Genomic DNA, 12,062 nt, shown 5'->3' on the forward strand with positions numbered 1-12,062 from the left:
TCAGCATCCTTTCTGTGTCGGCGACGGCCTTGGCCCTACACTATATTCAAGTGCATGATTCAGTTATTCGTTTCCAGATCATTCATGTAGAAATTGGTGTTCCGGCGTACCCGGCGTATGGATAGGGTCACCCCGCTGATGATCAGTATAGCGCCGATGACTTCAGTAATGAGGATATCAGTGCCAAGAATCAGCGTCGACCCCGACATGGCGACGAATGGTTCAAGATTCATCAGCAATGCTGCGTTCGCTGCCCCAACTTTAGGCATTTCGCGATTCCATGCCATGTTTGTAATGCCATGGACGATGATGCCGCTTGCGATGAGCAGAAACCACATCGTCCAATCAGCCGACCATAACCGCCCATAATCTGCAGCGGGGAGGAAGGGCAGCAAAAGGATGAGGCCAGAGAGGTTGGACAGCAGTGTAATCTGTATGGCATTGATATATTTTGACATCCATTGGATGAGGATCATGAATACTGCAAACGTCAGCATGGTCAATACTATGACGCCTTCCCCCCATCCGAAGACAATGGCCGTGCCGTCGAAAGTGCTGAGTACCACTCCAACGAGAGCTAGCACTGCGCCCATTCAGAACTTGACACCTCTCCGCTCGCCGAAGACGAAAATGGTCAGCACGGCTGTCATGACGGGGGCGAGTGCCAGAATCAGGGCAGATGTTACGGGGCTCGCTGTAACCAGGCCCAAGAAGAATGTGTATTGGTTCATGGCGATTCCGACGATTCCCGATAAGACGATGACCACCCAGACTTTAGCGGGAACTTTAGGCATGCGGAAATAGCGGGAAGCAAACAGCCAGAGGAAACCATTTATGGCAATCAGGCGTATGATGGTGATGCTGTAGGCGTCGAAGTGTTCGACCAGTATCTTCCCGATGATAAAGTTGCTGCCCCATATGATGACGGAAAGGAACAGAATCGGGTAGGTCCACCACATCCTTTCATCTATTGGATATTTGCTATGGGTTTGTGCCATGGTTTCCTCCTTCCATTGCGATTGAGTGTAATAAGCATAGTATAGCAGATGGCCGTGAGTCGGTAGAGGGGGTAGGCAACGCAGATGCATGAAAAAATGTCTGGCCGCTCAAGTTTAGGCGGTCAGACAGTCAATTGCTACATATTCATTTTTTGGACCGGGTTCGCAAAGAACTCCTGTGTTTCCGCCTTGATCACTTTATAGAGGAAAAGAAGTCCAACCAGGTTCGGTATCATCATCAGTGCGTTCGCAGTATCAGCGAAAGCCCAGACAGTGGAAAGGTCTGCTACTGTCCCGAGGAATGTCGCTGTGATGTAGATGACACCATAGGCCGCAATATATTTCAGGCCGAATAGATACTCGAAACATTTTATACCGTATACATACCAGGCGATGATTGTAGAGAAGCCGAAGAATACGACTGAGATGGAAACGATGTATTCCCCTATGGCACCAAGAGAGGAGCCGAATGCAGCACTGGTCAAGGCACCGGCTTCAAGGTTCGGATTGTGGCTCACGCCTGAAATGAGGCCGCCAGAAGCATCCCAGAAGCCAGTTACGATAAGCACAAGGCCCGTCATGGTACAGACCACAATCGTTACGATGAAAGTGCTTGTCATTGCCACAAGCGCTTGTTTAGCCGGATGGGTGGTTCGTGCGTTACCGGCAATCAGAGCGACTGTACCCAACCCCGCTTCGTTCGAGAAGATACCTTTTGAAACGCCGTGCTGCATAGCCTGCATGACCACGATTCCCGAGAACCCGCCTGCAGCAGATACTGGTGTGAACGCATGCTTGAATATCAATCCAAATGCCGGAATGATCTGATCATAGTTCAGTGCCAGAATCAGGAGGGCGCTGACGATATAGAGGACGGCCATGACCGGCACAAATACGCCGGCGACGTTACTGATGCGCTTTATGCCTCCAAATACAATCAATCCGACCAGGATGACGAGGATGACACCTGTCACCCATCCAGTTACATTGAAACTGTTCTCCATGACATCGGCGATTGTATTGGATTGCACACCGTTGCCGATGCCAAGTGCGGCAAAGGCTGCAAAGAAGGCAAAAAGGACGGCCAGCCATTTGAATTTTGAACCGAGCCCTTTTTCTATGTAGTACATCGGACCACTGGAGTACTCTCCATTCTTATTTTTGACCCGATACATCTGCGCGAGCAGCGCTTCGGAATATTTAGTGGCCATCCCGAGCAGACCTACAAGCCACATCCAAAACAGGGCGCCCGGACCCCCGAGTGTAATGGCAGTGGCGACACCGGCTATGTTGCCGTTTCCGATCATGCCGGCTAGTGAAGTCATCAATGTCTTGAAGTTGCTGACATCACCTTCAGCGTCATCATCCGACTTGTCTTTAGTGAACGCCAGTTTGAATGCATATCCAAGCTTGCTGAACTGCATCCCCTTTAGTTGGAGGGTCAGAAACAGGCCGGTGCCGGCGAGCAGTATCAAGCTTGGCGGTCCCCAGAGTATCGCGTTTATTTCTCTTAAGATTTCTAGCATATTTCCACTCCCATTATCCTGAAAACGCTCTCATATTTTCATAAGAACCATCATTTTTATATTACAGTCCATCCACCATAACAAAAATCCATCATTTGTCTATTGTAATTATACTTCTTTAAAATAATTTTTTTCTTTTAGTGAATTAAATATTAATTTAAAAAAATTTCATAATTTTCAGTTTTATATAGCGCATCGTGTACCCAGGGGGGAGTACGGAAAAAGGTGATAGGGGCAGCTTCTGCTTAAAGTGTTTAGAGGGTCACGGAAAAGTGAAAATAACCATGAGGGCAAATATGAAACGATAAAACGGAAGGAGGCGTGATATGAAGACAGCAGCGGAGATCATCATCGATCTGATAGAGCGGTTCGATGTCCATGATGCAGGAAGGAAACGGGCACACGGTATCGGCACACTGCATCGTGCAGCAGTACACTTGAATGCAGAGGGAAAGAAGGTATTCGGGGATGTGGAGTGCGCAACAGTCAGGCTGTCAAACGCAGCTACCTCCAAAAAGATACCTGAACAACTGGTCAACATCAAAGGATGCAGCATCAGGTTCCACCACCCCATACGGGCTATTGACATCATCGGTGTCAACTTCCCATATTTCCCATTCAGCACCTCTTCCGAGGTCATCAATCTGATGTACAACATCCATCTTTACGTGGAACGGAAAAACGTGAAACGATTTCTCAACATTTTCCGTGCAGGTGGCCTGTACAGCCGTCTGGATTCTCTTCTTGCGGAAATGCCGAAGCGGACGGATATGGGCCATAAATATTATACGACCCATAGCTACGGCAACGATACGCTGAAATTCCGCATGGATTATGACCCGCAGAGCGCCAATATCGAACTCTATTCGGAAATGGACCCACATACAACAGAGCATCGCCCGAAGAAAACCACACATCTTGGCAATATGTCGATTGGAGAAGAAAAGGTTCAAGGCATAAAGTTTTTTGATACGATGAATGCGCCATTCGGTCGCGCACCTAATGGAGAAATCCCTTATCTGCGCCACTTCCTCTATAGGCGTTCCTTCTTCGGAAGGTTGCAGGAGACGAAGCTTGGTATAGAGCAATATCGGTTGCTGAAAGAACTCTGGGCTGAAGAAAAACATTATGTACTCCTTAAAGATCCAGGCATATTTGACCAGATCGAGAACTTGTTCAATTCATCCACCGGGATTGCAGCCGGGGATTTTGAATGCCTTCTTGATCAGGCATATGGTAGAGACCATACCGCAGAAAAAATGGAAAATTTCCTGGAAAATATCTGGCCCCACTTCGCGCATAGAGCCGATGAACAGGAAGCCGGAGCCTACCATAGACTGCTCGATGAGCCAGAAGTGTGGGAAGTCTATGATTTCGTGGGCTTTATGTCTTTAAAATATGAGGTGGCGGAGCTATTGGATTCTGTGGTTGTAAAACTGATGGGAAGAAAAGAATATCAACATATGCAGAAAGGAAAGATATAGATGAACCAGGAAAAATTTGAGCTCAATGATGGCAGTGCGTTGCCTAAGATTGGACTCGGTACGGTCGGCATCAAAGGGGCCGCCGGGGTCAACAGCATGTTGACGGCAGTTGATGGCAACGGGTACCGTCTTATCGATACTTCCACCAACTACCTCAACGAAGGGGCAGTGGGGGAAGCAGTCAGGCGTGCCGAAGTACCGAGGGAACAGCTGATCATCAGTTCCAAGCTTCCAGGCAAAACACACGACTATGAAAAGGCGGTCAAGATGATTCAGGAATCGCTCTATCGTATAGGTCTCGATTATTTTGATAAGTATCTGATTCACTGGCCTCTGCCGATGCAGGATAAATATGTCGAGGCATGGCAAGCTCTGATTGATGCCAAGAAGTTCGGATTGATCAAAACCATCGGCGTTTCCAATTTCCTTGAAGAGCATCTCGACCGTCTTATTGATGAGACAGGCGTCACTCCGGCAACCAATCAGATTGAGCGCCATCCATACTTCAACAACAAGGCGTTGGTCGAGGCCAATAGGAAACGTGGCATAGTAACCGAAGCATGGAGTCCGTTCGGTAGGGAGATCAACGATGTGTTGGACAACCCAAAAATCAAGGAGATAGCCGATAAATACGAAAAATCACCTGCACAGGTGATTGTAAGATGGAATCTGCAGAACGGTGTCCTCGTCATACCAAAATCGGCCACGTCCGCGCATCAGAAAGAGAATCTTGATGTTTATGATTTTGAACTTTCACAAGCGGACCTTGAAGCGATAGATTCCCTTGATAAGGGAGAAGAAGGCCGGGTTGAGGGTCAGCATCCTAATGAATACGAAGAATATGTATAGCGATAAAAAGAACTAGAAGAAGCGGCCAAAAGCTGCTTCTTCTAGTTCTTTTTAATTTCTTCGTATTTTCTGAACCACTCGGGGAATGCCTTTTTAAACGCAACCGGCTTAAATTCTCCAGAGATTTTCTTGACGACAAGATGTGTCGTCGTCCCTTCGGCACATATATTCCCCGAGTCGTCTATAATCTCAAAACCATATTTTGTCCTCATGCCTGTATTTTCTTCCACCCATGTACGGACAAACGCACGGTCTCCATACTTCAACGCTTTTTTGTATGTGATATCCACATTGTATACAGGGGCGTAGAATCCTTCTCGTTCCATAGCGGTATAATCAAATCCGATATCTTCGACGAGCTGCATTCGTCCGAGTTCCAGCCATTTTACATAGTTGGCGTGATAGATGACGCCCATCATGTCAGTGTCCGCATATAATATCTGTACTTCTTTTTCTGCCACGTGAAAATGATCCACTCGAGACATCCTTTCAATTATATTTACATGCATATTATACCATTCTTAAGGCTTGTTTCGGCAATCGGCTCGCGATTCCCGAAGATGACATGATATTCATGTGTTTTTATGTAGACATAAGCCCGGTATCGCCAGAATGAAATTTTAAATCGGTAAAACGTTTACATGTTTGACTTCAAGTTTTACAAGCGTTAGAATTGGTTAGTCTAACTAACCATTAGGGGTGTTGCGGATGAATCCTGAACAGGAATTCTTCGAACTGTGTATCAATATCTATAGGCCTTATACCGGTGAAGCCAACAAAATACTATCAGCCTATGACCTTTCCAGCGCCCAGTGGCAGATCCTAAAGGATATTGCCAGACATGGCGAAACAACGCTCGTCGATGTAAGTAGAAGAAGGCAGATAGAAAAATCCACCGCCAACAAAGTGATTACATACTTGCTTGAACTCGATCTGATTGAGTCGACGCCCGGCACTGACGATCGTAGGCGCAAGAACCTGAGTATGAGTGCTTCGGGTGAACGCCTATTCAAGGAAGTGCGCGCCCGTATGGCAGACATGCAGAGAGAAATACTTCAGGATTTTGATTCTAAAGAAGTGGACATGATGATAAAAATGTTGCGGAGAATCAATATATAGAAAGGATATGATGGCTTGTCCCGGGAAATGCATCAGGAAAATAAGATTTGGACGAAAGAGTTTCTGGCCATATTCATGTACCATTTCATCATTATGTTCTCAATGTACATATCAATGGTGACGATAGGCAGTTTTGTGATAGATAATTATAATGCATCAGCCAGTACGGCTGGTCTGGTGGCGAGTATTTTCATCGTCGGGGTTCTGATCGGCAGGGCGCTGACGGGGCAGCAGATCAATACAGTCGGTGCAAAGCACCTCCTCTACATCGGAACAGTGATGTTCTTCGTCACCTATAGCCTCTACTTTATAGAGGGAGGGCTCGCACTGCTCATCATCACGCGTTTCCTCAATGGATTCGCAACCGGTCTGATCAGCACTGCGCTCAATACGTTGGCGACCATTTCGGTGCCTGAGAACCGCAGGGGCGAAGGCATCAGCTATTTCAGTCTGAGTTTCGTAGTCGGTTCCGCCATCGGGCCTTTCCTCGGCTTCTTCATGATGGGCATCATGCCATATAATATGATGTTGCTGATCATCGCTGTAGCTGTACTTTTGGTGGCTTTCACCATACCGATGATTCGGACGAATAATATCAAGTCCCCATCCAAACCGACATTAAAAGAATTTAAGGTGATCGACCGGCAAGTCCTTCCGATGGGCGTTTCAATTTTCTTTATGGGGCTTGCCTACGCCGCCATACTGTCATTCCTGAATCTGTTCGCCAAAGAAGCCAATCTTGTCACTGCCGCAAGCTTCTTCTTTATCGTCTATGCCATCTCGATAACGTTTACACGGCCGTTCACCGGTAAGCTGATGGATAACCGGGGGGCAAACATCATCCTCTACCCGGCATTCGTATTGATGGCCATCGGCTTCTTCATGCTTGGGGGCGCCACGACGGGATGGGCGCTGCTTACGGCCAGTGTCTTGATAGGCCTTGGTTACGGGAACTTCCAATCGATTGCCCAAACCGTCTGCGTAAACATTGCCACACGTGAGAACGTTGGACTTGCTACAAGTACCTTCTTCATTATGATGGAGATCGGACTCGGCTTCGGTCCAGCATTCCTAGGGCTGCTTGTACCATCATTTGGCTACGGTGGTGTCTATCAGCTCCTTGTACTCTCTATACTCCTCGCTATGGGAATCTACTTCATGGTCTATGGCAGATATGAAAGCCATAGACGAGAAGAATCGAATCATGCACGATAAAAATCACCCGCCGGCAATGCCGGCGGGTGATTTTTATCAACTAAGATCACTTTGTGGAACTTGCTTAATTCCACCATCTCTTTCCGCATCATTGCGGATGTAGGTAAGCGTCTTGCCGGTCACTCCGAACAGGATTGTCATAATCGGACTGAGCAGGCAGAAGAAGGCGAATGGCAGATATGAAAGTGTAGGGACACCCAGCACACTTGCAATGAAGACGCCGCACACGCTCCACGGTACAAGGGGATTGATGACGGTGCCTGCATCTTCTGCAACCCTTGAAAGGTTCTTGTTTTCAAGCCCCACTTTCTCATATTGCTTCTGGAACGTCTCGGTCGTCAGCAAAATGGATAAGTATTGTTCGCCGATCAGTATATTGATGCCGATAGCATTGAGGGCCGATCCGATGATGACTGATTTCACATCCTTCAGTGTTCTCTCCACTGATGCGAACAATCGGGGCACGATGCCCAGCTTAAAGAGCAATCCACCCATGCCGAGGGCGAGGAGGACAATGCCGATTGTGAAGAACATACTCTCCATGCCGCCACGGGTCAAAAGTTCATCGATCTCCGCCACGCCGGTTTCAGAAACAAAGCCGCCGAACAGAATATTGAATATCCCTGTAAGAGAAGGCGAGGTATGTAGAGTCGACAAGAGGAGCGCACTGACGATCCCGGCTGTGAGTGAAAGCAGTGCTGGCGCACGCAGCATTGAAAAGACAAGAAGAACAGCCAGTGGTACTGCTGCGTTATACCAGCTTATCAGACCAGTATCAAGTAAACCTTGCTGGTAGACTTCCATTTCACCAAAGTTGACAGAAGATATATCCGGAGATAATAAGGCGAACAGAATAAATGTAATCAGGAAAACTGGAATGGTGGTCCACATCATATTTTTAATGTGATCAAACAAATCCACTTCCAATATACCGGATGCCATATTAGTCGTGTCGGACAAAGGAGACATCTTGTCGCCGAAGAATGCTCCAGACACAATGGCCCCGGCCGTCATGGCTAAAGAAAGGTCCAATGCACTGGACACACCGATAAAAGCGACCCCGACGGTACCGACAGTCGTCAGAGAACTGCCGACACATATACCGATGATGGCGGTTACGATGAATACGATGGAAAGATAGAAATAAGGGGTCACCAATTCAAAACCGCCATATATAAGCGTTGGGATGGTACCGCTGTAGATCCATGAAGCAATGAGCATGCCTATCAGAAAGAAGATGAACACAGCTCCCATCCCTGACTTAGCACCTTCAGAAAGTCCTTCTTGAAGTTTCTGGTGGGGGACGCGTTTGACGGTTCCGTAGATGACGAGCAGTATGATAGAAAACATCAATGCCATGTGAGGGGTAGTTTCAAAATGGATGATGCTTGTGCTGATTATAATGATGATGCTGATGACTGTAATGAGTGCTTCCAGTAAAGATGGTGTCTGGGCAGGTTGAATGCGGAACATCTTTGAACCTCCTATATAATTGGACTATGCAATAGAAACATGTTAACAGGTTTTTTTATGAAAATCTCGATTCATTCCAATTACGTTTAATTAAGAATATTCCCAACATTGTGATATAATCCCCTAAACTGAACTCAACAATAGGGGGGATGACTTATGAAACTTTTAACGTTCTATAAGGAAGGCAGACTTCAGCCGGGAATCTTGACTGAAAAAGGCATCCTGGATATTTCAGGGGCATACCCCACGATGATCGAAGCGATTGAAAGGCATAAGGGACTCGATGATTTCCTTGATTTCGCCATGGAAGCAGAGACCAACTTCTTTATAGAATTGCATAAAACTAAACTTGGCCCCTCAATAGATTGCCCGGAAAAGATCATTTGTGTCGGGCTCAATTACCGGCAGCACGCTATTGAGTCAGGAATGGCGGTGCCAGATAACCCCATCCTCTTCAGCAAGTTCAGAAACAGCTTGTCCGGCGATAAAAACATTGTGAGAATCCCGTCAGAAGCCAAGCAGGTGGACTATGAAGCGGAGCTTGCCATAATAATCGGCAAGAAGGCCTGCAAGGTCAGTGAAGTCGAAGCTGAAGATGTAATATTCGGCTACAGTGCGGCGAACGACCTGTCGGAACGTTCGTTCCAATTTAGAACTTCGCAGTGGCTACTTGGCAAGAATTTGGACGGATTCTGTCCAATCGGTCCATACATCGTCACAAAAGATGAAATTGAAGACTCCGATAAACTCAGGATCAAGTGCACAGTAAACAATGAAGTGCGTCAGGACTCAAATACCAATGATATGATCTTCAAATGTAAAGCGCTTGTCAGTTATATCTCCCATCACATGACGCTTACACCGGGTGATGTCATATTGACCGGCACTCCTGAAGGGGTCGCAATGGGGCACGGGGGAGAAGTACAGCCATGGTTGAAGGCAGGCGACGAAGTGGTGGTGGAGATTGAACAGCTCGGCCGGCTGACAACATATATCCAAACAGAATAATGGATGTGTCACAGGAAGGTCTGGGTGTGATGTTTGATTTTTGGTGCAGGCATATGCATGATATGGGTATAACAGAACATAGGAGGCAGACATAATGAGAGTACTCGTCATAGGCGCCAACGGCCAAATTGGCCAGATGGTCGTCAGTCGACTGAAGGAAAAAGGACATGAGCCTGTAGCCATGCTGCGTAAAGAGGAGCAGGCACAAGCTTTTGAAGATGATGGCATCGACACGGTAATTGCAGATCTCGAAGAGGATTTTAGCCATGCTTTTGAAGATGTGAATGGAGTAATATTCACAGCAGGATCTGGTGCTTCGACTGGAGGCGATAAGACCATCCTGATTGATCAGGAAGGTGCAATTGAAGCCATTGACCTCGCAAAATCACATGAACTGGATCATTTTGTCATGGTCAGTGGTCTTGGTGTTGAAAATCCCCGCGGTGTAGAAGGTGAGATACGCCCCTACCTCCACGCCAAGCACCGGGCTGATGAACATCTGATCGATTCCGGAGTCCCCTACACGATACTTCGTCCAGGATTATTGAAGAATGGAGAAGGTAAGGGCACCGTCACTTTCTATGAATACAAAGGAGAAACCAAGTCCGGTGAAATCATCCGTGAGGATGTAGCTGATGTGCTGGTTAAAATAATCGGCTATCCACCAGAGGATAAGATCTATTATGTGGTTAAAGGAGAGACTTCAATCAGTCAGATTCTATAAATACATTGGCAGTCATCTGAGAGATCTCTCGGGTGACTTTTTTGAGGTGATGAATGTCTTAGGTTCTTAAGTATGGGGCTGGGTTTTGTGTATATTAAAAGAAACGATATAATATAGGGGAAGCATAGGAGGTTTCATCATGAAACAGTATATGATCGGGCTCGATATCGGCACAACTGCGGTAAAGGCTGTCTTATTCACCACTCGGGGTGAATACATAGATAAGGAGACCCAACACTACCCGCTGCATACACCGGATGTCTACACGGCAGAGCAGGATCCGGACGAGATTCTAATGAAATCCATGCGTGCGCTGAATGAACTGGTGGAACGGAATGGATGCGGTGACGAGATTGCCTTCGTTTCCTGTTCTGCTGCCATGCACAGTATAATCCTTCTGGATCATTCAGGTGAACGGCTGACGGATTGCATCACCTGGGCAGACCGGCGGAGTGAGGATACGGCGGAGAAATGGAATGGTGACAAAGGGCTTGCCATCTACAGGCGTACAGGCACCCCAATCCATCCCATGAGCCCGTTCATCAAGCTACTTCATTTTAAGGAGGAGACGCCTGAAATCTACAGTCAGATCGGCAAGGTCGTGGGCATCAAGGAATATGTGCTCCATCATTTGACGGGAATATACGAAGTCGATAAATCCATCGCCAGCAGCACAGGCATGATGGACCTTGAAACGTCGCAATGGGACAGTGAGGTGCTTGAACTGCTGGATCTGACACCAAAACAACTCCCGGATATCGTCAGTACAATCAAGGTGCATCAAAGTATCGGACGGAATCTTGGCCAGACTGGTCTGGCCAAGGATACGAAAATCATTCTCGGAGCGAGCGATGGTGTCCTCGCCAATCTCGGTGTCAATGCCATACAGGAGGGGGATGTGGCAATCACCATCGGTACCAGCGGGGCGATCCGCACAGTCATTACAGAACCCCGGACCGACCCCAAGATGCGGACCTTCTGCTACCATTTGGTGGGAGATCGCCATGTCATCGGCGGGCCGGTGAATAATGGCGGTGTCATCCTGAGGTGGATACGTGACGAACTGTGCCAAGAAGAGGTGGGACAAGCGGATGCCTATAATGAAGACCCTTATGAAGTCATGACGCGTGCAGCGGATAGTGTTTCACCGGGCAGTAACGGCCTCATCTTCCACCCTTACCTTGCAGGGGAGCGGGCCCCTTTATGGAATGCAAAAGCGGTCGGTTCCTTCTATGGATTGACTTTATCCCACGAGCGGAGCCATATGATCCGGGCAGCTCTGGAAGGTGTAATCTACAATCTCTACAGTGTATATCTGGCGCTTCGTGAACAGATGAATGAAGTGAAAAGCATCAAGGCGAGTGGAGGATTTGCACGCAGTGAAATGTGGAAGCAGTTGATGGCTGATGTATTCGGGGAGCAATTGACTGTACCGAAATCCTATGAATCAAGCGCTTTCGGTGCCTGTCTCCTTGGTCTTTACGCCCTTGGTGAAATACGTGATTTGAATGAAGTTGCAGACTTCGTCGGTGAAAGCGATGCATATATACCGGAAGAGAAGGTATACTTGAAGTATCAGGAAATCATGAGCGTATATATCGAGCTTGGTCGGGCACTCGAACCTTTCTACGATAGGATGGACGAAATCAGATAACGGAGGTGGAAC

At 47.4% G+C, this 12,062-nt stretch carries 12 protein-coding genes; 7 read left to right on the top strand and 5 right to left on the bottom strand.

Annotated features, from left to right (window positions below; genetic code table 11):
* Positions 1–59: 59 nt before the first annotated feature.
* The 3 genes from ACZ5LF_RS01270 to ACZ5LF_RS01280 form a co-directional block, all read right to left on the bottom strand.
* On the bottom strand, positions 60–593 hold the full coding sequence (locus ACZ5LF_RS01270) for a DMT family transporter (protein ID WP_380570793.1): 534 nt from the start codon (positions 591–593) through the stop codon (positions 60–62).
* A complete protein-coding gene (locus tag ACZ5LF_RS01275; RefSeq protein WP_380570795.1) occupies positions 594–998 on the bottom strand; it encodes a DMT family transporter in 405 nt (134 codons plus the stop codon).
* Positions 999–1,135: 137 nt separating this feature from the next.
* A complete protein-coding gene (locus tag ACZ5LF_RS01280; protein WP_380570796.1) occupies positions 1,136–2,524 on the bottom strand; it encodes an alanine/glycine:cation symporter family protein in 1,389 nt (462 codons plus the stop codon).
* A 326-nt stretch (positions 2,525–2,850) separates the two neighbouring features.
* On the opposite strand from ACZ5LF_RS01280, the gene ACZ5LF_RS01285 reads away from it, so the two are divergent.
* Both ACZ5LF_RS01285 and ACZ5LF_RS01290 read left to right on the top strand, forming a co-directional pair.
* Positions 2,851–4,008 carry a hypothetical protein gene (locus ACZ5LF_RS01285; RefSeq protein ID WP_380570797.1) on the top strand — a complete coding sequence of 386 codons (1,158 nt, stop codon included), beginning with the start codon at positions 2,851–2,853 and terminating at the stop codon, positions 4,006–4,008.
* Positions 4,009–4,857: an aldo/keto reductase gene (locus tag ACZ5LF_RS01290; RefSeq protein ID WP_380570798.1), complete on the top strand. Its 849-nt coding sequence runs from the start codon at positions 4,009–4,011 to the stop codon at positions 4,855–4,857.
* 41 nt (positions 4,858–4,898) lie between these two features.
* Here the strand turns inward: ACZ5LF_RS01290 and ACZ5LF_RS01295 are convergent, their stop codons facing one another.
* On the bottom strand, positions 4,899–5,276 hold the full coding sequence (locus tag ACZ5LF_RS01295) for an acyl-CoA thioesterase (protein ID WP_464759818.1): 378 nt from the start codon (positions 5,274–5,276) through the stop codon (positions 4,899–4,901).
* 289 nt (positions 5,277–5,565) lie between these two features.
* Between ACZ5LF_RS01295 and ACZ5LF_RS01300 the strand changes: the two genes are divergently transcribed.
* Together ACZ5LF_RS01300 and ACZ5LF_RS01305 are read left to right on the top strand one after the other, a co-directional pair.
* Complete coding sequence (locus ACZ5LF_RS01300) at positions 5,566–5,976, top strand: MarR family winged helix-turn-helix transcriptional regulator (protein ID WP_380570800.1); 411 nt, start codon at positions 5,566–5,568, stop codon at positions 5,974–5,976.
* A 15-nt stretch (positions 5,977–5,991) separates the two neighbouring features.
* Positions 5,992–7,191: an MFS transporter gene (locus ACZ5LF_RS01305; RefSeq protein WP_380709866.1), complete on the top strand. Its 1,200-nt coding sequence runs from the start codon at positions 5,992–5,994 to the stop codon at positions 7,189–7,191.
* A gap of 36 nt (positions 7,192–7,227) precedes the next feature.
* Here ACZ5LF_RS01305 and nhaC read toward each other — a convergent pair whose 3' ends face one another.
* Positions 7,228–8,664: a Na+/H+ antiporter NhaC gene (gene nhaC / locus ACZ5LF_RS01310; RefSeq protein ID WP_380570802.1), complete on the bottom strand. Its 1,437-nt coding sequence runs from the start codon at positions 8,662–8,664 to the stop codon at positions 7,228–7,230.
* A gap of 156 nt (positions 8,665–8,820) precedes the next feature.
* On the opposite strand from nhaC, the gene ACZ5LF_RS01315 reads away from it, so the two are divergent.
* From ACZ5LF_RS01315 to gntK, 3 genes are all read left to right on the top strand, one after another.
* Positions 8,821–9,672: a fumarylacetoacetate hydrolase family protein gene (locus ACZ5LF_RS01315; RefSeq protein ID WP_380570803.1), complete on the top strand. Its 852-nt coding sequence runs from the start codon at positions 8,821–8,823 to the stop codon at positions 9,670–9,672.
* A gap of 94 nt (positions 9,673–9,766) precedes the next feature.
* A complete protein-coding gene (locus tag ACZ5LF_RS01320) occupies positions 9,767–10,396 on the top strand; it encodes an SDR family oxidoreductase (protein WP_380570804.1) in 630 nt (209 codons plus the stop codon).
* Positions 10,397–10,535: 139 nt separating this feature from the next.
* Positions 10,536–12,050, top strand: a complete 1,515-nt coding sequence (gntK, locus tag ACZ5LF_RS01325) for a gluconokinase (RefSeq protein WP_380570805.1) — start codon at positions 10,536–10,538, stop codon at positions 12,048–12,050.
* Positions 12,051–12,062 lie beyond the last annotated feature (12 nt).

The organism is Salinicoccus siamensis (assembly GCF_055391965.1).

Excerpts from the sequence above, each read along its gene's own strand:
- ACZ5LF_RS01270 (WP_380570793.1), bottom strand. The coding sequence starts at position 593 with ATGGGCGCAGTGCTAGCTCTCGTTGGAGTGGTACTCAGCACTTTCGAC.
- ACZ5LF_RS01275 (WP_380570795.1), bottom strand. The coding sequence starts at position 998 with ATGGCACAAACCCATAGCAAATATCCAATAGATGAAAGGATGTGGTGG.
- ACZ5LF_RS01280 (WP_380570796.1), bottom strand. The coding sequence starts at position 2,524 with ATGCTAGAAATCTTAAGAGAAATAAACGCGATACTCTGGGGACCGCCA.
- ACZ5LF_RS01285 (WP_380570797.1), top strand. The coding sequence starts at position 2,851 with ATGAAGACAGCAGCGGAGATCATCATCGATCTGATAGAGCGGTTCGAT.
- ACZ5LF_RS01290 (WP_380570798.1), top strand. The coding sequence starts at position 4,009 with ATGAACCAGGAAAAATTTGAGCTCAATGATGGCAGTGCGTTGCCTAAG.
- ACZ5LF_RS01295 (WP_464759818.1), bottom strand. The coding sequence starts at position 5,276 with ATGATGGGCGTCATCTATCACGCCAACTATGTAAAATGGCTGGAACTC.
- ACZ5LF_RS01300 (WP_380570800.1), top strand. The coding sequence starts at position 5,566 with ATGAATCCTGAACAGGAATTCTTCGAACTGTGTATCAATATCTATAGG.
- nhaC (WP_380570802.1), bottom strand. The coding sequence starts at position 8,664 with ATGTTCCGCATTCAACCTGCCCAGACACCATCTTTACTGGAAGCACTC.
- ACZ5LF_RS01315 (WP_380570803.1), top strand. The coding sequence starts at position 8,821 with ATGAAACTTTTAACGTTCTATAAGGAAGGCAGACTTCAGCCGGGAATC.
- ACZ5LF_RS01320 (WP_380570804.1), top strand. The coding sequence starts at position 9,767 with ATGAGAGTACTCGTCATAGGCGCCAACGGCCAAATTGGCCAGATGGTC.
- gntK (WP_380570805.1), top strand. The coding sequence starts at position 10,536 with ATGAAACAGTATATGATCGGGCTCGATATCGGCACAACTGCGGTAAAG.